This is a genomic window from Streptomyces sp. TLI_053 (genome assembly GCF_900105395.1).
GTDB lineage: Bacteria > Actinomycetota > Actinomycetes > Streptomycetales > Streptomycetaceae > Kitasatospora.
Window position 1 is genome coordinate 2,822,258 of the sequence record NZ_LT629775.1, and the last position, 24,262, is coordinate 2,846,519.

Here is a 24,262-nt window from a genome sequence, read left to right on the forward strand (position 1 = left end):
GACCCCGCTCCTCGGAGCGGGGTCCACGCGAACGGTCGGCCCTCAGAAAAGAGCACCCTCAGGCGGGAAAAGCCCGTCATCACCAAAGCCAGGCGCACCGGAAACCCTCGGCCGCTCGGCCTTCCTGCGCCGCGCCTCGGCGGAGGGCGACGGGAGGTCCGGGCGCAGGTTCGGCTTCTTGTGCAACCCGAGGAACACCTCGTCGGCATACGCCTGGTGGTTGAGCCGGCGAAGGCGGTCGATGATCTCCGTCCGGGCGAGCAGCCCGATGGTGTACCGGGTCCCCTGGTCGGTCTCGTGGAACCCGTGGTCGAGGGGGAACGTCTCGTGCGTCGGGTCCGCCGGGCGCGTGGCGCCGGTGGGGTCGAGCAGGTCGTACCAGCCGTAGGCGGCGATGGTCGCACGGTCGATCTCCTCGTGGATGGCCCGGAGTTCGACGATGTCTCCATCGTTGCAGTCCGGGTCGTACACGAGGTTGTAGGTGGCCGTCAGCCCCATGTCACGGCGCAGCATCAACTCCCGACGGAAGCTGTCTAGCTTAGATCCGGCGACCCGCAGATCGCTGGTGAGCGGCGGGCGCACAAGAGTCTCGAAGACATCGGTGGGCGTGTAACGGATTCGAGTTTCAAGGGTCGATGCACGATCAATCGTCCACCAATAGTGTGCGGCACTACTTAGCAGCGCAAGCATCCCAAGATCATCAGAAGCGAATACAACCGTTGCTTCACTAAAGACCTGCCCAGTCGACACCAAGACGGGCATGACCACCTTGCTCACCCGGGCGATGACGACACAGCGGTCGAGCCGGTTGATGGCCGTCGTCAGCGCCGGACGTTTGTCCGCATAGTGCCAGTATCGCTGCGGGAGTGGCTTGCGAAGCTGGAACGCCCCATTCGAATTCCTCCTCTGACGCTCCGGCTTGACGTCAGATTCGATACGCGCGAAAGGTCTTGCATAATTGCGCGCCCGAGCCTCGGGCCAGTCATGGAAGTTGATGACCCATCGGTCACTCTTGTGTGCAGGGCTACTATTGACATCCTGACCATTTAGATATGGAAACAGAACATCCTTACAGCTAGGATCCTCGGCAATCCATGCCCGTGCCTCGGATTCTGAAAGCGTGAATCCCAGACCCAGAATAATGGCACCCTGAAACGACTTTCCGCTACTGCCATCCAGGACCTCAGCCCACGACGCCTCTCGAGTCTTAGGATTCAGCGAGGTAGAGATCCCATGGTGCACCACATCGCGACCAATTATCCATTCAGCACCATTCAAAGAAGCAGATTTGCTAGTCCAGACTGCACAGTATTCAAGGACGGCGGAATTAGAAGGCCAGGGAGCGCTCTTGACAGCCCTGCGGATCTCAACACCTGCCGCTTCCAACTGATCGAGCCCCACCTCCCGAGTATCCCCTTGGGCGAGCGTGTTCGTAGCGATCAGACCGCTTTGGCCATTTTCATTCAGCAGTTCATGTGCGCGAAGCTCGAAGTATGCCACCAGATCAGCATTGCCTCGCATACCAGCAGCGAGGTAGTCAACCATGTACTCCCGGTACGCCTCGCCCATGGCGCCAGTAAGTTTCTTCCCTCCTAGGAATGGCGGATTGCCGATGACAGCATCGAATCCGCCACGCTCCTGGAAGACCTCCGGAAACTCCAATGGCCAGTGCACAGGACGCCGTTCCAGTCCGCCATCCGGAAGCTCGCTGGTGAGCCACTCCAACGCCAGACGATGAGCCCTCGCCACCTCAGCCGTCTCCTCGTCCACGTCGCCCAGGCCGAGCGCCTTCGCTGCTCCGGCCGCCAGCGGGAAGAGATCACGAACACGGTCGCCGCTGTTCGGCGCATACCACTCCACACGCCCCGAGGCGCAGGTGGCGAGCGCCGCGCCAGCAATCAGATCGCCGATGAGCTGAAGCCTGGCAGTGTGCTTTCGGACGCCTTCCAGGAGCTTGCGCTTCTCTGCTAGCGCCGAGAGGTCTTTGCCCTTTATCTCCGTGATGGCATGTCGTGCCTGTGCAGCCTCCTCTACCAGCCGTTCGGTATCGGCAGCCGAGCCGATCAGGTCGCCCTTGGCAATGTCCAGGTGGACAGCCTTCAGCTGGTCCAGGCTGGTAATCCCCAGCAGTGAGTCGCCTGCCACCAAACGGTCATCGAGGAAGGTGAACGGCTGCGTCGGGTCCATGGAGACCAGCCACAGCGACAGCTTGGCCATCTCCACTGCCGCCGGATTGATATCGACCCCGTACAGACAGTGTTCGATAATCTCCCTGCGCGCCTTGACGACAATCGGATCCGACTCGGCGTCGACAGCAGTCACCGTGTCAACAACTCGACCGGACCGGAAGTCGATTGCGTCTTGGCGCTTCTCCCGAACCCAAGCGTCGATGAGCCGGTCCGCCAGGTACCGGCAGGCGGCGACGAGGAAGGCTCCGGAGCCCATCGCGATGTCGGCGACCTTGAGATCAAGGATCTCCTCGGCCGTCTTGTGCACCCAGTCCTCGGTCTTCGCCGTCTGCAACGGGCCCACCCGGTACACCAGGGGCTCCAGTGCGTGGGTGACGACCTCCTCCGCCAGCCGCCTCGGTGTGTAGTGCGTTCCCGTGTTCTTCCGCAGGGAGGACTGCGTCACATACAGCGCGCCCGCCGGCATGACCACCGGCAGGTCCCGCAGGTCACGCCGGATGATCCCGAAGAACGGCAGCAACCGCTCCACCAACGCACGGTCCCGGCAAGCCGCATAGAGCAACCGCTTCGCCTCGTCGACAGCCTCCCCCGCCAACGGCGCGAGTAGCTTCTCGATCTTCCCCGCTGCACCGATCCCCGGCTTCGGCTCCTTGTACGCCTCGCTGATCTTCTTCGCGAGCGCCGTCACGTCCCGGCACGACGCCGCCATCGACTCCAGCTCGCGCAGCGGGACCTCGTGCTCCAGCCCCACCGGCCCGATCAGCCCGACGACCGTGTCCACCGCCCGCTTGCCGTCGTACGACAGCAGGCCCTCGTACACGTACCCGATCTGCTCGACGTCCAGCGCCCGGAACGTCAGCCGCCGCCGCTCCTTCGTCTTCCCCCGCCCGATCTGCACGTACTGCACCGACTGCAGCATGTGCAGCACCGTACGATCATCGATCGCCAGCAACGGTGAGCCCTGCTCCAGCCACGGATACTTCGTCGGATCGAAAATCGACCCGTCGTACGCCGGCAGCTCCAGCTCCGGGTGCTTCACGCCCCCGTACACCGCGTGGAACAGCGCGATCAGCCGATGCCACGCCGCCGTCGTGTGCTCGAGCGCGCCCTCACCCTCGGCCAGCGCCCGGGCCTCGAGGTCCGCACAGAGCCGCCCCGCCGAGTACGACTCCGCGTACACCTGCGACGAGGCCGGCAGCAGCCCCCGCTCCTCCGCGAAGAGCAGGAACACCACCCGCATCATCACGGCGACGGCCGCCCGGTACACCTCCTGCGCGCTCACATCCTCCGCGTGCAGCCCGACAGCCCCACGCTCCATGGCCCGAGCGTCCGCCCGCCCTATGGCGTCGACCAACAACTCGACCGCCTGCCGGACCTGGACACCGAGCGCGTCGGTGACTTCCTCGCCCGCCTCCAGGCTCTTCTTCAGCAGCCCCTCGAGCGTCTCCGCCGCCTCGTACTCGAAGAAGCGACGCCGCCGCAGCAGGGAGATCCACGCCCGCACGACGTTCCGCTCGGCAGCCTCGTTCCAGCCGACCGTGTCGAACAGCGCCGTCGTGGTGACACCGCCCACGGGTGCCCACACCAGGCACCACCAGCGCCCGTCCGTCACCAGCCCGAGCGGAATCCCGTGGTGCCGGCAGAGCCGGGCGAGCCGGTCCGCGGGAGTGGCCGACCACTCCCCGCCCCACGCCGCCCGCGCCGTCGGCACCGTCCCAGTGGGCACGACCATCCCGATCAGCGGCACCCGCTTCGCCGCGGCGGCCGCGTCCGGCTCAGCGCCCAGCGCCCCGCCCCCCGGCTCGACCAGCGCGAAGTCCGCGCGCAGCCGGGCCCCGTGCTCGGGCACGTCGACCGTGAACAGGTCGAGCGCCAGGTCGTCGTCCTCACCCTGCCGCAGTTCCAGGGCGTCGCCCCACTCCAGCAGGTCGCGCAGCACATACGCGACCCACTCGTCCCGCCCGGCAACCATGTCGGTCTGCCAGTCGGCGTGGCGGGCGCGGAGCCGGTTGCGCTGCTCGCGCTCCACGGCGTCCAGCTGCGGCCAGGTGCCGAGCAGGACGGGCATGGTCAGGAACGGCCCGGACACCTCCGTGAGTTCGAGCCACTCCTGGTGCTGGGCACGGCCGTCGAGGGCCTTGGCCTTGGCGGCGGCCAGTCCGCGGGAGGCGGCGGGGCGGGGGCTCATCGGGCGGCTTCCTTCTGGGGGATCACGAAGACGACGGCGACGGGGAACAGGTGCGAGCGGGGCTCTCGGTAGCGCTTCTCGATGACGGCGAGTTCACGCTCGCGCTCGGCGGCGAGACCCTTCAGACGGGCGTCCCACCGCTCACGGTCCTCGCGGTACTGGCGCTGCTCGACGCTGGTGAGTTCACGATCGCCGAAGAGGGCGATCTGCTCGCCGATCCCGTCGCCCTCCTCCTTGAGCTTGGCACGCAGCGTCGCCTCGAAGCGGTCGAGGGTGGCACCGATCCGCTTCTCCTCCTCCTCGCGCCGGTCGAGCAGGGCCTTCTCCAGCGAGGCGCGCCGTTCGCGCGAGCGGGCGGTGAGCGAGTCCGTCAGCGGCTGGGCGAGTCGCGGCCAGGCCTCGGCAACGCTTGCCCGCAGGTGCGGTGCGGCCTCGACGCCGGTGGTCAGCGCATGGGAGAGAGTCTTCCCGAGGCCCCTCACGGACTCCCAGCGGCGGAAGCGCCCGGTGTCGCCGAACCACCCGCCCGCGTAAAGGACCTCCTCGTGGAGCCGGGTCCCGTCGACGCCGACGAGCACGTACCGGGCGAACGCGCCGACGAGCGTGGTCTCCACACTCGGATCGTCGGTGACGACGGCGGACACCCGGTGCAGTCCGACACTGTCCGCGTTCCAGACGGCCGCGGTGAGCAGCCGGGTGGAGAAAGCCACGAGCGGGTGCTTCAAGTGGGCCAGGACGACCTCGTCACGAGCCTGGCCGGCGATCTTCGCGTCGAAGGTGACGGGCCGCTGCTCGCCGGCCCGGAGCTTGTGGGCGAGGCCCCGGGTGGCCCGTTCCCAGGTGCCGGTGAGCGGCGGGACCTCGAAGAGACCGCCGTCGAAGTCCTCGTGGTGGTAGGGCACCAGCGGCTGCTGCCGGTCGAGCACGAGCGCCGTGTCGACGACGCGACGGACGTTCTCCGCGGTGAGACCGAGGTTGTCGACGGTCTCCTGGTACTGCTCGGCGAGCCGCTTCGCCTGGGCCGTGACGTTCTGCTCGGCCGCGACCGTTCCGCCTGTGGTGCGGCCCTTGATCTGCCGGGGCTTGGCGTTGTCGATGTCCACCGGCGCGTGGTCGCCGGTCATCCGGCGCTGGACGGCGTCGGCGATGACGGCGTTGACCGAGCCGAGGTCGGCCTCCATCCGCGCGACCTTCTTCGCGACGCGGGAGAGGAACTCCAGGTCGGCCTCGTAGGAGCCCGCGACGGCGGTCTTCCAGCCGGAGCCGACGAAGTGGAAGATCTGCGGATCCTTGCGCTGCCCCCAGCGGTCGATCCGGCCGATGCGCTGTTCGAGCTTGTTGGGGTTGAAGGGGATGTCGTAGTTGACCAGGCGGTGGCAGTGGTTCTGCAGGTCGATGCCCTCGCTGGCGGCATCCGTCGCGACGAGAATCCGGACGCGCCCCTCGGCCGTGTCGGGCGCGGCCTGGAACCCGAGCCGGATCTGCTCCCGTTCCTCGGTCGTGAGACCGCCGTGCAGCTGCGCGACCCTGCCACCGTCGGTCATCTCCTCCTGACGGAGCAGCTCGACCAGCCACCGCTGGGTGTCCCGGTACTCGGTGAAGACCACGACCCGCTCGTTCTGCCAGTGCTTGCCGTCCGGGCGGCAGACCGCCTTGAGGTAGGTGAGCAGCTCGGCGGCCTTGGAGTCGGCGGCGGCCTCGTGGGTCAGTGCCCAGCGCTCCATCTCGCGCAGCAGTCGGAGTTCCTCGCCGTCCTCCTCGGGGGTGAGCCGCGTGGAGCGGGTGAGGGCGTCGTCCTCCGCCTCGGCGAGGGCGAGGTCGTCGAGTTCGGCCGCGAGGTCGTCGAACTCCTCCAGCCACTCGGGGACGTCGCTGGCGGCGGAGCGGGGGCGGCCGGCCGTGTCGTCGAGGTGCGCGAGGTAGATCCGCACGGTGCGCAGGAACGAGGCCGGAGAGGAGAACAGCCGCTTCTTCAGCAGCAGGGTCACCAGGTCGGCCGCCCGCCGGCCGCCGCGGGCCTTGGAGGCGAGCCGCTTGCGGCGCAGGTCCGCGAAGCTGCTGACCAGCCCGTGCGCCTCCAGCTCGGCGGGCGTGTAGTCGACCGTGAGTTCGCGGGTCTCGCGGGCACGGAAACGGTTGCTGCCGTCGGGGTACTTGACGGTGCTCTTGAGACGGCGGACGACGGTGTCGTCGAGCGCGGCCTTGTCGGGGTCGACACCACGGGCGAAGCGCTGGTTGTCGATGAGTTCGAGCAGGGCGGTGTAGGACTCGGGGTAGCCGTTGTGCGGGGTGGCGGAGAGGAACAGCCGGTGTTCGAAGTGCGGCACGAGGCGGCGGATGAGCTTGGTCTGCTGGGAGTCGACCGCGTAGACCTGCTTGGGCGCGGCAGGCGCGACGTGGTGCGCCTCGTCGAGGACCAGCAGGTCGAAGAACCGGCGCTCGGTGCCGTCCTCGTTGCGCGCGGCCTCACCGACCGGGACAACCTCGTCGAGGAGGCGCTGGGCCTTGCCGCCCCGCAGCCAGGGCAGGGAGACGATGGTCAGCGGGTGGACGCGGAAGGGGTTGGCTGCGGTGCCGTGGGTGCGGCGCAGCCGGGCGCACTGCTCGGAGTCCACGATGGTGAACTCGAGACCGAACTTCTCCGCGAGTTCGTCCCGCCACTTCAGGGTCAGGCCGGCGGGGCAGACGACCATGACGCGGCGGGCGCGGCCGCGCAGCAGCAGTTCCTGGACGACGAGGCCGGCCTCGACGGTCTTGCCGAGGCCGACGTCGTCGGCGAGCAGCAGGTTGACGCGGGGCGCACCGACCGCACGGGAGACGGGTTCGAGCTGGTAGGGCTCGACGGCGACGCCGGAGCGGAAAGGCGCCTGGAGGTTCTTGGCGTCGGCGGACGCGACCGCGGACCACCGGACGGCGTCGAGGAAGGCGGCGAGGCGCGCCGGCGGGTCGTACTGGCCGGTGGCGGCGTCGGGGAGCGAGCCGGCGGGCCGCACACGGCGGCCTGGCTCGATCTCCCAGATCACACTGAGCGTGTCGCCGAAGCGGCCGTCGGCGACGGACTGGAGGTGCACCAGGGTCGCGGCAGTACCGTTGTCGGAGACAACGGAAGGATCGACCCTCGACACGACCCAGCTCTGGCCGCGGACCTCGACCAGCTCGCCCTCCTCGGGGAGTCGCTCGTCGGTTCCGCTGTCCGTACGCCGGTCCGCCACGATCGGTCCGCCTTCTGTCGGTTCTCCGGATGCTTTCGGCCACCGCGCATGCAAGGGCCGGCCGACGCGGATCCTACCACATTGAACCTGTGTACAAAGTTCACAGATCTAGCCGAGCATCCGGTCCAGTCGTTCGATCAGCCGGACCGTCCGGACGACGCCGGGATCGGCATCCGGCAGAGCCGCACGCTGGGCATCCCGCAGCAGGACGAGAAGCTCACGGGCTCGCGCCCGGCCGCCGGAGTCGGCGACCAGCTTGGCGATCCGGTACCGGGTGTCGAAGACGGACGGATGCGTGGCACCGAGGGCTCGCGTCTGGAACGGCAGGAGGGCCTCGAACGCGTCACGAGCCTCGGAAGGACGCCCGAGCACGACCAGGCAGCGGGCAGCACCCGCCCGGCAGGCCAACACCTGCGGATCGTCAACGGCCCTGCTGCCGGCGAGCCGCTCGGCCAGACCGGTGTACCCCTCATGGGCTCGCCCCGGGTCGCCGGCCGTGCACAGCCCGTCGTACCGCTCCAGTGCGGCCGCAGCCTCGGCCTCGGCCTCGCCGCCGGACGCCTCCGCCGCCCACCGGGCCGCGGTGACGCGGACCTCCTGGGACGAAGGGCGGTCCTCCGGTGCCTTTGCGAGCAGCCGCATCACCAGGTCGGCGAGTGCGCCGGGCAGGTCGGGCCGGTGCGCGGTGACCGGCTCCGGCTCCTCGGTCGCGTGCCGGTACATCAGCATCACCGGATTCGGCGCGGTGAGCGGAGGAGTACCGGCCAGCAGCTCGTACAGCAGGCACCCCAGGGCGTACAGGTCGCTCGCGGCGACCGAGCGCCCTTCCGCCTGCTCCGGGGCCATGAACCCGGCGGTCCCGGGCGTGGCATTGGTGGCGGTGAGCCGCGGCTCGTCCGGCCCCGGCTCCAACGCGGCGGCGATACCGAAGTCGAGCACCTTGACCGCGCCGGTCGGGGTGAGCATCAGGTTGGACGGCTTCAGGTCTCGGTGGATCACGCCGTTGGTGTGCGCGTGCGCCAGTACATCGGCCGTCTGCGCGGCCACCGAGGCAGCCCGGTGGATCGGGAACCGCCCCGACTTCAGCAGTGTCGACAAGGTCTCCCCCGGGACCAGCTCCATCACCAGGTACAGCCGGCCGTCTCCGAGCTTCCCGTGGTCATGCACGACAGGGACGCCGACATGGCGCAGGGCCGAGGTCAGCCGGGCCTCCCGCAGGAACCGCTGCTCCAAGGCGGTGGACACGTCACCGTGCCCGTGCGAGGAGAGGAACTTCACCGCCACCCGGCGGCCGGCCAGCCGGTCCCGCGCGGCCCAGACCTCGCCCATCCCGCCCCGGCCCAGGAGGTCCGACAACTCGTAGCGTCCCAGGATCTCCCGTGTCACGCGTCCCGTCCCCAGTCGCAGCTTCGTTCGCACCCCACCAGCACTGTCCGGAGCATCCTCTCATTCGGGAGCAACCGTGCAGTCACACCGGGTAGGGGCCTTGCGGAAGCACGAACGGGCGCCGGGGGTCCTCCGGGCCGAAGCGGCGCAGCGCGTCCGGTCCCGGTTGTGCCGCCGGCAGGTACGGTCCGAGTGCGGCATAGGTTTCGGCGGCCGACCCGGGCCTCGCCTCGCGTTCCTTGGCGAGCAACGCGGTGGCCAGCTCCTGGAGGCCGGCGGGCACCTCGACCCCGCAGTCCGCAAGAAGGGGCGGCGGCGCACCGAGATGCCCGGCCACCAGAGCGGGCGGCGTCGAGGCGTCGAACGGCGGGCGACCGGTCAGCATGAGGTGCAGCAGACATCCCACGCTGTAGAGGTCGCTGCGGGCGTCGAGGACCGGTGAGCCCCTGAGCAGCTCCGGGGAGGCGCACTGGAGGTTGCCCAGCAGTTCGCCGGTCGAGGTGAGCCGCGGACCGTTGTCCGCCACCACCTTGACCAGACCGAAGTCGAGGATCTTGACGACGCCGTCCTGGGCGACCATCACGTTCTCGGCCTTGAGGTCCCGGTGCACCAGCCCGGCGGCGTGCGCCGCCGACAGACCCGCGCACAGCTGTGCGGCCACGGCGACAGCGGACTCGACATCGAGGCGTTCCCGTTCGTCCAGGAGGACACCGAGGGTCGAGCCGACCACGAGCTGCATGACCAACCAGCAGGTCTCGCCGGTGATGTCCGCGTCGTGCACGGTCGCGATGTTGACGTGGTCAAGTGCCGCCGCCGCCTTGGCCTCCAGTTCGAAGCGGCGCAGCACTCCGTCGCGGCCCGCCGGATCGGACAGCAGATCGGCCGGGACGAGCTTGACCGCGACCGCCCGGCCGAGATGGCGGTCACGGCCCTGCCACACGTGCCCCATCGACCCTCGCGCCAGGGGTTGTTCCAGCCCGTACCGATTTCCGAGCACGGTGCCCCGGCCGATGTGCTGCATGTGCCTCCTCCCGCCCCGGGGAGTGTACGGCAGCCGTACGTACGCATCCCGACTGATCGCCCCGGCCCAGTACAGTGTGCGCACTGCCGCCGATCGACCGATGCGCAAGGGGGCCCGCGTGGCGACGCTGGGAATGCACCGGGACTTTCTGCTGGAGTTCGCGGCCCTGGAAAAACCGGTGCAACGGCGGGTCAGCGAGGCCTTCGAGAAGTTCGCCTCGGCCACCCACACGGGCGCGCACCTGGAGAAACTGACCAACCAGCGGGACCCGCGGATCCGCACCATCCGGATCACCGACTTCTGGCGCGGAGTGGTCCTCAAGGCCGAAGAAGGCGATGTCTACCTGCTGTTGAAGGTCCTCCCCCACGACAAGGCGAACGACTGGGCGTGCAAGCACCGGGCGTCCGTCAACGCGGCCACGCAGGGCGTGGAAATCCGGAACGACGTCGCACTGGAGCATGCCACCGAGTCGCTGAGGGCAGTGGCCGGCGAGGAGTCCCGGCGGTTGTTCGCCGGGCACTCCGACAAGGTCCTTCGGCAGCTGGGCATCGAGGAGGAGATTCTGCCGATCATCCGGCTGCTGCCGGACGACACCCATCTGGAGGCCCTCCACACCGTCCTGCCGGAGCAGCAGTTCGACGTTCTGCTCGGGCTCGCCAGCGGCATGGAGCCCGAGGAGGTCGACCGCGAGATCGTCCAGGCCTACGCGCGGAGCGCGGTACCCGAGGAGGCCGAGCCGTCCGGGGACGGCCTGGTCGCCGCCATGGCCCATGCACGTGGCCGGGTCGCCCTGGTCTCCGGCCCCACGGAACTGCTGGAGATCCTGGAGCGGCCGTTCGACACCTGGCGGATCTTCCTCCACCCCGCCCAGTACCGCATCGCGTACCGGGAGTCCTACGGCGGTCCGGCCCGGGTGACCGGCGGCCCCGGGACCGGGAAGACAGTGGTGGCACTGCACCGCGCGCACCAGCTGGCCCGCCGGCTGCCGGCGGACGCGCCGGACGGGTGCGTGCTGCTCACGACCTTCACGAAGGACCTCGCCGCGGAGCTCGAACGCTGTCTGGCACTGCTGATCGCGGACGAGCGGGTCAGGGCGAAGGTCCGGGTCGTCAACGTCGACGCGCTGGCGAACGAGGTCGTCCGCCGGGAGCGCGGCGGTGCGCCGCTGAAGATCCTCGTCGACCAGCGGGAGATCCTCGCCCGCTGGGGGCGGATCTCCCGGGGGCTCGGCCTCGACTTCGCCGATACCTTCCTCGACCAGGAGTGGCGGCAGGTCGTCCTGGCACAGGCGATCACCAGCCCGGAGCAGTACCTCAAGGCGCCGCGGGACGGCCGGGGCAAGCGGCTCGGCCCACTGCAGAAAGCCCAGCTGTGGCGCGCGGTCGTGGCGTTCGAGGAAAAGCTGCGGCAGTCCGGGGAATGGACGTTCTTCCAGGTGTGCGCGCGAGCCGCACAGGTTCTGGACGAACCGTCCGATCGTCCGTTCCGACATGTGGTGGTCGACGAGGCACAGGACCTGCACCCCGCCCAGTGGCGCTTCCTCAGGGCGCTGGTCGCCCCCGGGCCCGACGACCTCTTCATCGCCGGTGACACTCATCAGCGGATCTACGGCAACAAGGTCTCGCTCCGTTCGCTCGGCATCCAGGTCGCCGGCAGGTCCTCGCGTCTTCGGATCAACTACCGAACCACTCACGAGATCCTGACCTGGGCCGCGTCCCTCCTCACCGGTGAGCGACCGGACGACATGGACGGCGGGGAGGAGTCCCTTGCCGGCTACCACTCGACTCTGCACGGTGCACACCCCGATGTGCACGGCCACCCCGGCAAGGCCGAGGAGATCAAGGCACTGGTCGCACGCATCGAGAAGTGGATCGGATCCGGCGTCCGCCCCGAGGACATCGGCGTGGCGGTGCGGTTCGTCCAGCTGGGACGCGACATCGCTCAAGCCCTTGAGCAGGCTGGGACACCTGCCTGGGTACTCGGCACCGGGGCGTCGGGAACGGGCGTACGGATCGGGACGATGCACCGCATGAAGGGGTTGGAGTTCCGCTGCGTCGCGGTGGCAGGCGTCTGCGACACCGTCGTGCCCATGCGAAGCGCGATCACTCCGCTGGAGTCCGACGCGCAGCAGCACCGGGAGGACCTCGCCGGCGAGCTCAGTCTGCTCTTCGTCGCCTGTACGCGGGCAAGAGAGGCCCTCTCGCTCTCCTGGCACGGGGCACCGAGCACCTTCCTCGTGCCGGTCGCCGAGGTGCGGGTGCCCGCATCTCTCTGACACGTCCGTCGACTGCCCCCGGATCCCCGCCGCCGCACGACGGCGGGACCGGACATCCGGAGGCGCCCGACAATGTTTCAGCGGATCTCAAGGCCGGGGTCCCCCGTCCTCGATCGTGAAGTCGCGGTCGCAGCCCGCACGCGGACCCGGGGTCGCGGGAGCGAGGTGGCTGTCGGCCCGGCCCGGACAGCGACGGGAACCGCGTCCGGGCCGAGCATCGCGTGGGTGGCCGGAGGGGGCGCTGGATGCAAGGTCCCGGGCGGTGACCTCCTCGCAGTCGGCGAGCCGGTCAGCCGGCCGCATCTACCGTCGCGGGGTCCGCCGTTCCGGCGGCTTCGGCGGCGATCCGGTCGAACTCGGCGGCCATCGCGGCGGCGAGGGCCTGCGCGGCGGAGAGCGGGCGGACCATCACGGTGAGCTCGTCGATCCTCCCGTCCTCGTCGAGGTGGAGGAAGTCGCACCCCTGGAGCTGCTTGCCGCCGACGGTGGCGGTGAACACGAGGGCGTGGTCGCGTCCGTCGGGGTCGCCGATCTCGCGGACGTAGGCGAAGTCCTCGAAGACCCGCAGCACGGCGCGCAGGATCGCGCCGGTGATGGCCTTGCCGGGGTAGGGCTTGAACGCGACCGGGCTGGTGAACACGACGTTCTCGGCGAGGAGTTCGGTCATGGCCCGGGCGTCGCGGTCCTCGACCGCCTTGCGGAACGGGTGCATGGGGAGGTCTCCGGTTCCTAGTCATCGAATTGAGTAGGTGTACCGGCGAGTATGGGGCGGTCGGGAACGTACTGTCCATAGCTATTAGTCGCCTTGTTGACCAGTGGCTGCTAGCGTGACCGCATGGCTCTGCGGCACGCGGTGATGGCCGCCCTCCTGGAGGGCGAGGCCTCCGGCTACGACCTCTCCAAGGGCTTCGACGCCTCGGTGGCGAACTTCTGGATGGCCACCCCGCAGCAGCTCTACCGCGAGCTGGACCGGATGGAGGCGGCCGGCCTCATCTCCGCCCGGGTGGTCGAGCAGGAACGGCGCCCCAACAAGCGCCTCTTCTCCCTCACCGACGCCGGACTCGCCGCCGTCCACGCCTACACCGCCGAGCACACCAGCAAGCCGACCACCATCCGCGACGAGCTGATGGTCAAGGTCCAGAGCGTCGACGCCGGTGACGCCGCCGCCGTCCGCGCCGCCGTCGCCGAACGTCTGGAGTGGGCCCGCGCCAAGCTCGCCCGCTACGAGCGCCTGCGGACCAAGCTCCTCGACGGCCGCACCGAGGAGCAGCACCTCGCCGGGGCCGAACGCGTCGGCCCGTATCTGACCCTGCTGCGCGGCATGGCGTTCGAGCGCGAGAACATCCGCTGGTCCGAGACGGCCCTGCGGGTCCTCGACGCCCGCACCGCCGCCGCCGCCGACGGCTGACCGCGCCGCCCGGACACCGGCGGACGTCCAGGTCCCGTCGCCCGCCCGCCCCGATGCCGCACACCGTGGCCGGGCGCACCGCACTTCTCTCCCCCGGACCGACCCCGGACCGACCCCGGACCGCCCGTCTCCCCCGCGCGGGGGAGGCGGGCGGTCCGCCCGGCGGACGCGACCGGCACGGCCGGCGGGGAGTCTTGACGTGCATGCGCATTCCGAAGGTACGGAGGTCACGGTGGCTGTTCCTGCGAGTCCGACGACCGGACACGTCCCCCGGCCGGGGGACGCGGGCCCGGAGCGGATGCTGTGGCGGCGCCGCTGGCCGGTCTGGGCACCCACGGCCGCCGCCCTGTGGGGCGCGTTGTACGCCGCCGTCGAGATCGCCTGGGCGGCGACGCGCACCACCGTGCAGTGGAAGGAGCACGCCGCCTACGCGCCGGGGGTCCAGCTCTCCCTGGCGGCCCTCGCCGTCCTGGCCGGCGCCGCCTGCCTGGCCACCACCCGGCCGCTCGCCAGGGCCGGCCGGGTCGCGGTGGCGGCGGCGCTGGCCGTGGCGCTCCCGCTGTTCGCCGTGGGCACGAGCGGTCTGCCGCTGTACTTCGTGACGCTGGTGACGCTCTCGGGGGTCGAGAGCGCCACCGGTCTGGCCCAGGTGCTGCTGAACACCACCGGGGCCGCACTGCTGCTGCTGGTCGCCCTCTCCTACCGCCGCCGGCTGCGCGGCGACTGCCCGCGGTGCGCGAGGCCGCACACCGGCGCCGACGACGGGCCGCTCGCCCACCCGGCCGCGTCCCGCGCCCCGCGGCGGACCCGGGCCGCGGTGTACCTGCTGATGTGCGGACTCCTGCCGTGGGCGGGCGTCAAGACCGTCTGGACACTGGGCGGCGACGTCCTCGGCGTCTCGGCCGAGGAGTGGCAGGAGGCGATCAGCCCCGGCTCCTCGGGGCCGGTGAAGGCCGCGGCGTCGGTGGGGATCGACATCACCGTGCTGGCGGCCCTGGTCGGGATCTTCCTGCTGCTGGGCCTGCTGTACGTCTGGGGCCAGGTCTTCCCGCGCTGGACGCTCGTCCTGGCCGGACGACGCGTGCCGCGCCTGCTTCCGCTGGTACCGGCCTGGCTGACCGGCCTCCCGCTGGCGATGTACGGCTGCGTCCTCACCGTCATGGCCCCGCTCATCGCCGTCGGCGTGCTGTCCCCCTTCGAACCGGTCGCGCCGTTCACCAGCACCGCGCAGATGACCTGGATGGTCGAGTTCGGCGGCCTGGCGTTCGCCGGACTGGGCATCGGCCTCGTCGTCGCCGCGCGCTCCTACGGCGCCCGTACCCACCCCGTCTGCCACAGCGCCCTCGAACCGGCACACCCCGGGCCCGGGTCCGGGGCGTCCGCCCACTGACCGCCAGGAGGGTCCGTGCCCCCGCCCGGCCGCCGTCCCCCGCCCGGCCGCCGGCCCCTGCTCGCCGGCGCCGCCCTCGTACTCGCAGCTCCGTCGGCAGGTCAGAGGCCGTCGATGGCTTGGGCGAGCGCGGCCCGCGTGGTGATGCCGAGCTTGGGGAAGATCCTGTACAGGTGGGCCCCGACGGTTCGGGGCGACAGCTGCAGCTGCCGTCCGATCTCCTTGTTGGTCAGACCGGTCGCGGCGAGCCCGGCGATCCGCAGCTCCCGCGCGGTCAGCCCGGCCGGTCCGGTGGCGGCCGGGCCCTCCTGCGGGAGGGTCACGGAGTCGCCCGCGGCGCGCAGTTCCCGCTCGCACTGTCCCGCCCAGGGCGTGGCGCGGAGCCGGCGGAACACCTGGTGGGCCGCGCGCAGCGCCTCCCGGGCCCCGGGCCGGTCGTGCCTGCGCAGCCAGGTTCCGTGGGCGAGCCGGAGCCGGGCCAGTTCGAACGCCCACTGCTCGGCGCCCGGGACGGCGTACGCGGCACGGTAGGCGGCGTCGGCCTCGTCGTCGGCCGCGGCCAGGGCGGTGGCGGCGGCGCACAGGAAGGCGTGGCGGCCCGATATCCCGGCCGAGCGGGCCTGCCGCCCGGCCGCGAGGTGGGCCCGCGCCTCCTGGTGCCGGCCGGTGTGCACGGCGGCGGTCACCAGGTCGAACACCAGCGTGTGACGCCAGGGCGGGCCGCCGGGCAGGTGCCCGGGCGGCGTGAGTTCGCAGAAGTGCGCGTAGGCCTCCTCGTAGCGCCGGTGGGCGAGCGCAACCAGGCCCCGCAGATGGGTCAGCCGGTCCAGGACGTACCGCATCCGGGCCCGGGTCGCGTGCGGCCGGACGGCCCGCTCGACCTCCGCCAGCCCGGCCCCGTCCCCCCGGCCGGCCAGGAAGTGCGCGTAGTACTGGCGGAACATCAGGCCGTTGGTGTGGTAGCCGAGCTCGTCCGCGATCTCGGCCTCGCGCAGGCAGACGGCCGCCCGGTCCCAGTGCCCGAGCAGGTAGTCCTGCTGGGCCTTGGCCTTGGCGACCGAGCCCTGGGTGGCGTAGCCGTGCAGTCCGGTGAACCGCTGCCACAGGTCGCCCTCCGGGCAGTCGAGCGCCGAGGCGGTCCACAGCAGCAGCCAGGCCGCGCCGGCCTCCTGCTCCTCGGTCATGCCCTCGGCCATCGTCAGCAGGGCCGCGGCCACGTCCGGTCCCGGGTCGGTCCAGGCCCGCAGGCACAGCCGGCCCGCCTCGGAGACCTTCTCCCGGTGCCGTTCCAGGGCGCGCCAGGCCCAGGGGTCGTCCGTGTACGAGGCGGCCAGGAGCAGCTTGAAGTAGGCCTGTTCGACCAGCCCGTCGAAGGTGTCGGCGCCCGGCGCGGTCAGGGTGTCGAGGGCCGCGGGCAGCAGCGCGGCGGAGGACTCGAAGTCGATGTGGTGGCTCTGGTCGGCGTAGACCACCGCGTACGAGAACAGCGGGGCGATGTCCGGCGGCACGACGGTGGTCCGCAGTTCCTCCACCAGGGCCGCGGTGTGGCGCAGCTGGCCGCCGCGGGCCGACATCACGGCGGCCCGGGTGAGCCGGCGGACCCGGTCGGCGCCGCCGGGGCTGAGGGCCGCGGCACGTTCGAGCAGGAGCGCCCCCTCCGCCTCGCCGCCCCGCCGGGCGAGGTCGCGGCCGGCCTCCTGGAGCCGGTGCGCGAGGTCCTCGTCGGGCAGCAGCGCCGCGGCCGCCTCGTGGACCAGCCGTCGGGGGTCGTCCGGTGCCAGGGCGTCGGCCAGCGCGCGGTGCGCCTCCCGCCGTGCGCCGTCGGAGGCGGCGGCGACGACGGCGGTGCGGACCAGGGGGTGCCGGAAGACGAGTTGTCCGGCCGGGTCGAGCCGGGCCAGGCCCTCCGTCCCGACCCGGTCCAGGATCTCCAGCGTGTTCTCGTCGGCGAGGGCCCGCAGCCACTCGCCGCTCCCGTACTCCGGACCGGCGGCGAGCGCTCCGAGCAGGAGGATCCGGCCGACCTCCGGTGTCACCGCCCCCAGCCGCTCGGCGAACATCCGCTCCAGCTTCCGTCCCAGCGGCAGCCGTTCGGGCAACGGTGCGGCGCCGCGCTGCTGGGCGTCCGCCAACTGCCGCGGCAGTTCCACCAGCGCCAGCGGGTTCCCGGCCGCCTCGGCCAGGACGCGCTCCCTGGTGGTGGCCGCGAGTCCGGGACAGTAGGTGGCCAGCAGCAGAGCGGCGTCCGACCGGGGCAGCGCCGGCACGTCGACGCACTCCGCCGACCAGCTCTGGGCGGCCGGTCCGTCCGCACGGGTGGCGCCGACGATCACCACCGGCAGATCGGCGCACCGCCGGTGCAGGAACGCGAAGACGGTCGCACTCGACGAGTCGACCCAGTGCAGGTCGTCCAGGAGCAGCAGCACGGGAGCGGTCCGCACCGCCTCCTCCAGCAGCACCAGGGCGGCGGCCCCGACGGCGAAGCCGCTCGGGGTCCCGGAGCGGACACCGAGCGCGCTCTCCAGCGCGTCCCGCTGGTGCGCGGACAGCGCGCCGGACCGCTGGAGCAGCGACCGAAACACCTGGTGCAGGGCTCCGAACGCGAGGTCCGTCTCCGCTTCCGTACCGACCGCGCGCAGAACGGTGAAGCCGCGCTCGCGCGCCACCCGCTCCACCCGGGCCAGCAGTGTGCTCTTGCCGACACCGGCGTCCCCGCGCAGCAGCACGGTGGAGCCGCTCGCGCCGTCCACGGCCTGCACCAGCGCGGCGGTCAGCAGTTCGGTCTCCCGCTGTCGGCCGACCGGTTCCGGGAAACGCCTGACCGCCGACACTGGTTCCGCTCCCTCGGGTCCGCTCGCCCGCCGCCCGGGCACCCAAGGTTACCGCCGGCCGGAACCACCGGATCCACTTCTACGGGGTGCCGGTCGGCCGCCCCCCGGCCGCGACGGCCGGCGCCCCGAACCGTCGCCCTCCGGCCGACCGGAGCCGACCGGGGGCGACGGGGCCGACCGGGGGCCACCGGGGACGGGGAGGCGGACCTCACGCGGAGGGGCCCGGCGCGGACCCGGCGGGGCCGTCGTCCCACCCGCGGTGGAGCAGCACGGTGGCGCCGACCAGCACCGCGCACACCACCAGGGCCCAGGCGATCCGCCCGTGCAGGACCAGGACCGCGCCCGGGGCCGCGCCGGCGAGCATCGTGGCCACCGAGAGGATCCGGCGGCGCTGCCGGGTGGCGGTGCCGCCGACGAGCCGGGAGTCGGCGGCCAGGCCGGTCAGGGTGAGGGTGAGCACGGTGGTGGTGAGGTCGGGTATCCCCAGGCCCCGCACCGTGGCGTTGCGCATGCCCATCGCCAGGGCCAGCAGCGCCGTCACCGCGTACTGCGCGGCCCCCTCGGGAGGGCGGACGAAGAGCACGGCGGCGGCCGCGCCGTACAGCGCGGCCTCCAGCCCGAAGACCGCGCGCAGCCGGGCGGGGCGACGGCCGGCACTCCACCGGACCGCGATCCGGCCGCCCGCTCCCGCGCCGAGGAGGAAGGCGGCGAGCGAGGTCAGCGAGCCCGCGACGGAGAAGCCGGGGGCTCCGGCGAGGGCGAAGGCGATGACGACGACGTTGCCGGTCATGTTCGCGGTGAAGACGTGGCCGAGGCCGAGGTAGCTCACGGCGTCGATCAGGCCGCTGACCAGGGTGAGGCCGAAGAGGGCCAGCGCCAGCGGGTGACGGTCCTGGATCTGCGGTCCGGACGGCTGCGGTCCGGACGGCTGCGGCAATGCGGTGCGGGAATCGGCTGCGGGTACGGCCACGACGGCTCCTTGTGGACGGAAGGGGACTGCGGGCGGGGGCACCGGCTCGGGCCGGCGCCGCCCGCGCCGGGACCGGCGGCGCGTCAGAGGAAACACGGATCCAGCGGCACCCGCGGCCGCCCGGGGGCGGCGAGACCGCGGGCCGTACGCCAGGCGTGCTGCTCGTCGGAGGCGGCCACCGCCTCCAGGACGCCCTCGGCCTGCCGGACACCGGCGGCCGGGCCGGGGGCGGGGGTGGCGCGGTAGCCGCCGAAGCGGGTGACCGGACTCCAGGAGGGCGACACCGGGGGCAGCCCGGGCGCCAGGCCCTCGTGCTCCTGGGCGGCGTGGACGATGCGTCCGCCGACGACGGTGAGCACGGACTCGATGTGCGGGATGTCGGCCTCCGGCACGGTGAAGTAGTCGGCGTCCAGGACCGCGAGGTCCGCGTAACTCCCGACCTTCAGACGGCCCTTGACGTCCTCCTCGCCGGTGAGCCGGGCGCCGCCGAGTGTGTAGAGCTCCAGCGCCTCCGCGCGGCCCAGCCGGTTGTGCGGGGCGGCCAGGCGCCGCCCCGAGACGGCCCGGCCGGAGACCAGCCAGTGCAGGGCGACCCAGGGGTTGTAGGAGGAGACCCGGGTGGCGTCGGTGCCCGCCGCGACGGTGAGGCCGCGGTCCAGCATCGCGCGCAGCGGCGGTGCCTCGGCGGCGGCCGGGGCACCGTAGCGGGAGACGAAGGCCTCGCCCTGGAAGGAGAGGCGGTTCTGCACGGACACGGCGCCGCCGAGGGCCGCGATCCGGTCAAGGCTGTCCGGGGTGACGGTCTCGGCGTGGTCGAAGAGCCAGCGGTTGCCCTGCGGGAAGAGACCCTCGGCGGCGAGCTTCTCGAAGACGGCGAGGTCGCGGCGGATGGTCTCGTCGTAGGTGGCATGGAGGCGGAAGCCCCAGCCGTGCTCCGTCAGCAGTCGGACTGCCTTCTCGAACTCGCCCTCGTAGGCGCCGAGTTGCGGCCGGGGTTCGGCGAAGTTCTCGAAGTCGGCGGCGGCCCAGGTGAGGTTCTCGCCCGCGCCGTTGAGGCGCAGCCACTCGTCGCCCTCGCCCGGACGCACGGTCTCGACCCAGCGGGCGAGGTCGTCCAGCTCCTGCCCGGCGGTCTGCGGGAAGAGGTGGTAGGCGATGCGCAGGGTCAGTTCGCCGCGACGGGCGAGTTCCGTGACGGTGCCGTAGTTCTCGGGGAAGCTCTGGAAGCCCCCGGCGGCGTCGATCGCGGAGGTGAGGCCGAAGCGGTTCAGCTCGCGCAGGAAGTGCCGGGTGGAGCCGAGGCGGTCGGCCTCGTCCAGGGCGGGCGCCTTGGCGAGGGTGGAGTAGAGCAGCAGGGCTCCGGGGGCGGCGATCAGCAGGCCGGTGGGCTCGCCGTCGTGGCCGCGCACGATCTGGCCGCCGGCCGGATCGGGGGTGTCCCGGGTGAAACCGGCGGCCCGCAGTGCGGCCTTGTTGAGCAGGGCGGACTGGTAGAGGTGCAGGACGAAGACCGGGGTGTCGGGCGCCGCGGCGTTGAGCTCGGCCAGGGTGGGCAGCCGCCGCTCGGCGAACTGGTCGGCCGACCAACCGCCGACCACCCGCACCCACTGACCGGGCGGAGTGCGCTCGGCCTGGAGCTTGAGCACGGCGAGGGCTTCCCGCAGTGTCCGGACGCCGTCCCAGCGCAGCTCCAGCACGTAGTTGAGTCCGCCGCGGACGACGTGCAGGTGCGCGTCGTTGAGGCCGGGGACGAGCCGGCGGCCGAGCGCGTCGACCACCCGGGTGCCGGGGCCGACCAGCGGGGCGACGTCCGCGTCGTCGCCGACCGCACCGACCAGACCGTCCCTGACCGCCACGGCGGTGGCCCCGGGGCGGCGCGGGTCGTTGGTGAACACCTTGGCGTTGCGCACGACCAGGTCGGCGGGCTGCTCGGGGGCGCCGGGGCGGATCCCGGCGACGGGCATGGTGGACAACGGGGGTCCCTTCGTACGGAGCGGCCGACACGGTGCCGCCGACACGGAACGGCCGACGCGGAACGACTGACGCGGAACGGCTCGCTCCGGGGCCGCCCGACGGCCCGTTCGAGGGCCGCACGGCGAACCTAGGCACCCGGCGGCGGGGCGGATTCCCCTCAGCGCACCGGCGGTTGCCCCGCAGCGCACTCCGGCCGGCGGCCGGTCCGGAGTCCGCCCGCCGTGCGCTGTCGGGCCAGTCCCGGGCACCTGGCGAGCAGAACCGCCGGGCCGTCGCGCACTAACGTCGTCGACGAGCCGCCGGGCCGATCCGGCAGGCGTCCGACGCAGTGTCAGTTCCCTGCGCTCCCAAGAGATCCAGCATTCCGGAGATGAGAAGAACCATGGTCGACCTCACCAACGTCCACGCCGCCCCGAGCCCGGACCTGCTGACCCCGGACAACGCGATGATGCTCTTCGTCGACCACCAGCCGCAGATGTTCTTCGGCACCGGCAGCGGCGACCGCACCGCCATCATCAACTCCACCGTCGGCCTGGCCAAGGCCGCGAGGATCTTCGACGTGCCGACCGTGCTGTCCACCGTCGCCGCCGAGTCCTTCTCCGGCCCGATCCTCCCGCAGCTGAAGGCCGTCTTCCCCGACCAGGAGGTGATCGACCGCACCACCATGAACGCCTGGGAGGACGAGGCCCTGGTCGAGGCGGTCAGGGCCACCGGCCGCGGCAAGATCGTCCTGTCCGGCCTGTGGACCGAGGTCTGCCTGGTCCTGCCCGCCCTCTCCGCACTGGAGCAGGGCTACGAGGTGTACGTCGTCGCCGACGCCTCGGGCGGGGTCAGCCCGCTGGCCCACGAGCACGCCCTGCAGCGGATGACCGCCGCCGGTGCCGTGCCGGTCACCTGGATCCAGGTCCTGCTCGAGCTCCAGCGCGACTGGGCGCGGGCCGAGACCTACGTCCCGGTGACCGAGCTGGTCGAGGAGCACGGCGGCGCCTACGGCCTCGGCCTGGTCTACGCCCACTCCATGATCGACCCGCACGCCGCCGGCTGACGGACCACCACGACCCGACGGAGTCCGACATGAACACGGGCCTTCTCCTGCTGCGCCTGGTCACCGGCCTGCTGATCGCGGGCCACGGCGTCCAGAAGGTCAGCTTCCACCTCGGCGGCGGCGGACTGGACGGCGGCAGCGCCGAGTTCCGGGGCGACGGCTTCCGCGGCGGGAAGCTCACCGCGCTCGCCGCCGGCGGCACCCAGATCGGGGCCGGGCTGATGCTGGCCGCCGGACTGCTCACGCCACTGGCCGGCGCGGGCGTGATGGGCGTGATGACCGTCGCCGTGACGGTCAAGTGGCCGCACGGGCTGTGGGTGCAGCACGACGGGTACGAGTTCCCGTTCGTCCTGACCGCGATCGGCGCGGCCCTGACCGCCACCGGACCCGGCCGGTGGTCGGCCGACGGGGCCCTCGGCCTGGCGCACTGGCCGCTGTGGTGCCTGCCCGCGGCCGTCGTCGCCGGCGTCGGCGGCGGCCTGGCCACCCGGCTGGCGCTGCACCGCGACTGAGGCGGGCGCAGCACGACGGGCTCGGGCCCATGGGGCGATCACTCCCCCATGGGCCCGAGCCCGTTCCGGCCGCGCACCCCCGCACGCCTCCGGCCCGGTGCCGGGGACCGCACGCCGGGCGCCGGACCGGGCGCCGGACCGGACACCGGACCGGACACCGGACCGGGCCCGCCGACGAGGCGGGCCCGGCCCCCGGTCACGCCCCGGCTTCGGGCGTCGCGACCAAGTGCTCGGCGACGAACCAGACCTGGGTCTCGCCGGTACGGATCACCTGGGAGACCAGGAGGTCCTGGGTGCCGTCGTCGCCGAGCTCCGCCGTGCGGGCCGCGGCGTCGCGCACGTCGGCGAGCACCCTCTCGTGGGCGTCGAGCAGCCGCGAGAGCATCGACGGCACCCCCTCGATGCCGTCCGGCGGGCGCGGCACATCGGTGATCCCGGCGGCGTGCCGGGGGTCCCCCACCGCGACGCCGCCGAGGGTCTGCACCCGTTCGGCCAGCGCGTCGACCAACTCCAGCTGCTCCCGGGCGTGTTTGTCGAAGAGCAGGTGCAGCTGGTACGCGGTCGCCCCGCGCATGCCCCAGTGGTACTTCTTGTACAGCGCGTACAGGAACTGGGTGTTCGCGAGAGCGCGGTTGAGGCGCTGGGCGGAGTACTGCCGGGCGTCGTGCGAGAGCGCGATCGGCAGCCGGGTGACGGTGCCGAACTCCTGGATCTCCGGGCCGTGTCGGTGGAGGCGCGGCTGGCCGCTCATGGTGCTCCTGGGATTTCTCTGGGGCGGAATGCCGGACCGGGTCAGCGTAGGAACGCGACGGCCGGCGTCCTGTTCCCGCAGCGCACCGACCCGGCCGGTCCGCGCACAAGCCGGCCCGACCGACCCGGGCCGACCCCGAGCGCTCTCGGACGACCGGCTGTGCTCCCAGAGGCAATCGCCCCCCGGCAGTGGCCCCTAGCGTGAGGCCCGTCAACAGCGCGAACGCTGTCCGAGAGAAACGGGAACACCCATGCCGTACATCACCGTTGGCCAGGAGAACACCACCTCCGTCGACCTCTACTACGAGGACCACGGCACCGGGCAGCCGGTCGTCCTGATCCACGGATACCCGCTGAGCGGGGCCTCCTGGGAGCGGCAGAGCGCCGCCCTCCTGGACGCCGGCCACCGCGTGATCACCTACGACCGCCGCGGCTTCGGCCGGTCCTCGCAGCCGACGACCGGCTACGACTACGACACCTTCGCCGCGGACCTGAACACCGTGCTGGAGACCCTGGACCTCCGGGACGCCGTGCTGGTCGGCTTCTCGATGGGCACCGGCGAGGTCGCCCGCTACGTCTCCACGTACGGCTCGGCCCGCGTCGCCAAGGTCGCCTTCCTCGCCTCGCTGGAGCCGTTCCTGCTCAAGACCGAGGACAACCCGGACGGCGCCGCCCCGCAGGAGTTCTTCGACGGCGTCGTCGCGGCCGCCAAGGCCGACCGGTACGCCTTCTACACCGACTTCTTCAACGACTTCTACAACCTGGACGAGAACCTCGGCACCCGGATCAGCGAGGAGGCCGTCCGCAACAGCTGGAACGTCGCCGCGAGCGGCGGCGCCCACGCCGCCTCGGCCGCCCCCACCTCCTGGTACACGGACTTCCGCGGCGACATCCCGCGCATCGACGTGCCCGCCCTGATCCTGCACGGCACCGGCGACCGCACCCTGCCGATCGACAGCACCGCCCGCGTCTTCCACAAGGCACTGCCGGCCGCCGACTACGTCGAGATCGAGGGCGCGCCGCACGGCCTGCTGTGGACCCACGCCGAGGAGGTCAACACCGCGCTGCTCGCCTTCCTCGCCAAGTGACCCGGACGGCCGCGCGTCCCCGC

General features: G+C 71.9%; 15 protein-coding genes. 6 read left to right on the plus strand and 9 right to left on the minus strand.

Going from position 1 to position 24,262, the window contains the following annotated elements; all coding sequences use genetic code 11:
• Window positions 1–42 precede the first annotated feature (42 nt).
• The 4 genes from BLU95_RS11155 to BLU95_RS11170 all read right to left on the minus strand — a co-directional run bounded on the left by BLU95_RS11155 (window position 43) and on the right by BLU95_RS11170 (window position 9,996).
• Window positions 43–4,377: an Eco57I restriction-modification methylase domain-containing protein gene (locus BLU95_RS11155; RefSeq protein WP_093859885.1), complete on the minus strand. Its 4,335-nt coding sequence runs from the start codon at window positions 4,375–4,377 to the stop codon at window positions 43–45.
• On the minus strand, window positions 4,374–7,589 hold the full coding sequence (gene drmD / locus BLU95_RS11160) for a DISARM system SNF2-like helicase DrmD (RefSeq protein ID WP_231978518.1): 3,216 nt from the start codon (window positions 7,587–7,589) through the stop codon (window positions 4,374–4,376). The genes BLU95_RS11155 and drmD overlap by 4 nt, the downstream gene beginning before the upstream one ends.
• Before the next feature lie 108 nt (window positions 7,590–7,697).
• Complete coding sequence (locus tag BLU95_RS11165) at window positions 7,698–8,975, minus strand: serine/threonine-protein kinase (protein WP_231978519.1); 1,278 nt, start codon at window positions 8,973–8,975, stop codon at window positions 7,698–7,700.
• An 82-nt stretch (window positions 8,976–9,057) separates the two neighbouring features.
• Window positions 9,058–9,996, minus strand: a complete 939-nt coding sequence (locus BLU95_RS11170) for a serine/threonine-protein kinase (RefSeq protein WP_093859886.1) — start codon at window positions 9,994–9,996, stop codon at window positions 9,058–9,060.
• A gap of 118 nt (window positions 9,997–10,114) precedes the next feature.
• Between BLU95_RS11170 and BLU95_RS11175 the strand changes: the two genes are divergently transcribed.
• On the plus strand, window positions 10,115–12,271 hold the full coding sequence (locus BLU95_RS11175) for a UvrD-helicase domain-containing protein (RefSeq protein WP_093864795.1): 2,157 nt from the start codon (window positions 10,115–10,117) through the stop codon (window positions 12,269–12,271).
• Between the two features lie 289 nt (window positions 12,272–12,560).
• Here BLU95_RS11175 and BLU95_RS11180 read toward each other — a convergent pair whose 3' ends face one another.
• Window positions 12,561–12,983 carry a nuclear transport factor 2 family protein gene (locus tag BLU95_RS11180; RefSeq protein ID WP_093859887.1) on the minus strand — a complete coding sequence of 141 codons (423 nt, stop codon included), beginning with the start codon at window positions 12,981–12,983 and terminating at the stop codon, window positions 12,561–12,563.
• Between the two features lie 123 nt (window positions 12,984–13,106).
• Between BLU95_RS11180 and BLU95_RS11185 the strand changes: the two genes are divergently transcribed.
• Both BLU95_RS11185 and BLU95_RS11190 read left to right on the plus strand, forming a co-directional pair.
• Entirely contained in the window at window positions 13,107–13,679 is a 573-nt protein-coding gene (locus BLU95_RS11185) for a PadR family transcriptional regulator (protein WP_093859888.1), read from the plus strand.
• A gap of 232 nt (window positions 13,680–13,911) precedes the next feature.
• The gene (locus tag BLU95_RS11190) at window positions 13,912–15,069 is read left to right on the plus strand and encodes a hypothetical protein (RefSeq protein WP_231978520.1); all 1,158 of its coding nucleotides are present in this window, start codon (window positions 13,912–13,914) and stop codon (window positions 15,067–15,069) included.
• Between the two features lie 101 nt (window positions 15,070–15,170).
• Here BLU95_RS11190 and BLU95_RS45055 read toward each other — a convergent pair whose 3' ends face one another.
• The 3 genes from BLU95_RS45055 to BLU95_RS11205 all read right to left on the minus strand — a co-directional run bounded on the left by BLU95_RS45055 (window position 15,171) and on the right by BLU95_RS11205 (window position 20,834).
• A complete protein-coding gene (locus BLU95_RS45055) occupies window positions 15,171–17,900 on the minus strand; it encodes a BREX system ATP-binding domain-containing protein (protein ID WP_093859890.1) in 2,730 nt (909 codons plus the stop codon).
• A gap of 208 nt (window positions 17,901–18,108) precedes the next feature.
• Complete coding sequence (locus BLU95_RS11200; RefSeq protein WP_502689829.1) at window positions 18,109–18,870, minus strand: YoaK family protein; 762 nt, start codon at window positions 18,868–18,870, stop codon at window positions 18,109–18,111.
• An 83-nt stretch (window positions 18,871–18,953) separates the two neighbouring features.
• On the minus strand, window positions 18,954–20,834 hold the full coding sequence (locus tag BLU95_RS11205; RefSeq protein ID WP_173862250.1) for an amidohydrolase: 1,881 nt from the start codon (window positions 20,832–20,834) through the stop codon (window positions 18,954–18,956).
• Between the two features lie 392 nt (window positions 20,835–21,226).
• On the opposite strand from BLU95_RS11205, the gene BLU95_RS11210 reads away from it, so the two are divergent.
• The gene (locus tag BLU95_RS11210) at window positions 21,227–21,889 is read left to right on the plus strand and encodes a hydrolase (RefSeq protein WP_093859892.1); all 663 of its coding nucleotides are present in this window, start codon (window positions 21,227–21,229) and stop codon (window positions 21,887–21,889) included.
• Window positions 21,890–21,918: 29 nt separating this feature from the next.
• Window positions 21,919–22,401, plus strand: a complete 483-nt coding sequence (locus BLU95_RS11215; protein WP_093859893.1) for a DoxX family protein — start codon at window positions 21,919–21,921, stop codon at window positions 22,399–22,401.
• Between the two features lie 196 nt (window positions 22,402–22,597).
• Here the strand turns inward: BLU95_RS11215 and BLU95_RS11220 are convergent, their stop codons facing one another.
• Entirely contained in the window at window positions 22,598–23,152 is a 555-nt protein-coding gene (locus BLU95_RS11220; RefSeq protein ID WP_093859894.1) for a Dps family protein, read from the minus strand.
• A gap of 250 nt (window positions 23,153–23,402) precedes the next feature.
• Between BLU95_RS11220 and BLU95_RS11225 the strand changes: the two genes are divergently transcribed.
• Window positions 23,403–24,239: an alpha/beta fold hydrolase gene (locus BLU95_RS11225; protein ID WP_093859895.1), complete on the plus strand. Its 837-nt coding sequence runs from the start codon at window positions 23,403–23,405 to the stop codon at window positions 24,237–24,239.
• Window positions 24,240–24,262 lie beyond the last annotated feature (23 nt).

Coding starts and splice junctions, on each gene's coding strand:
- BLU95_RS11155 (WP_093859885.1), bottom strand. CDS start 4,377: ATGAGCCCCCGCCCCGCCGCCTCCCGCGGACTGGCCGCCGCCAAGGCC.
- BLU95_RS11170 (WP_093859886.1), bottom strand. CDS start 9,996: ATGCAGCACATCGGCCGGGGCACCGTGCTCGGAAATCGGTACGGGCTG.
- BLU95_RS11180 (WP_093859887.1), bottom strand. CDS start 12,983: ATGCACCCGTTCCGCAAGGCGGTCGAGGACCGCGACGCCCGGGCCATG.
- BLU95_RS11185 (WP_093859888.1), top strand. CDS start 13,107: ATGGCTCTGCGGCACGCGGTGATGGCCGCCCTCCTGGAGGGCGAGGCC.
- BLU95_RS11205 (WP_173862250.1), bottom strand. CDS start 20,834: ATGCCCGTCGCCGGGATCCGCCCCGGCGCCCCCGAGCAGCCCGCCGAC.
- BLU95_RS11210 (WP_093859892.1), top strand. CDS start 21,227: ATGGTCGACCTCACCAACGTCCACGCCGCCCCGAGCCCGGACCTGCTG.
- BLU95_RS11215 (WP_093859893.1), top strand. CDS start 21,919: ATGAACACGGGCCTTCTCCTGCTGCGCCTGGTCACCGGCCTGCTGATC.
- BLU95_RS11220 (WP_093859894.1), bottom strand. CDS start 23,152: ATGAGCGGCCAGCCGCGCCTCCACCGACACGGCCCGGAGATCCAGGAG.
- BLU95_RS11225 (WP_093859895.1), top strand. CDS start 23,403: ATGCCGTACATCACCGTTGGCCAGGAGAACACCACCTCCGTCGACCTC.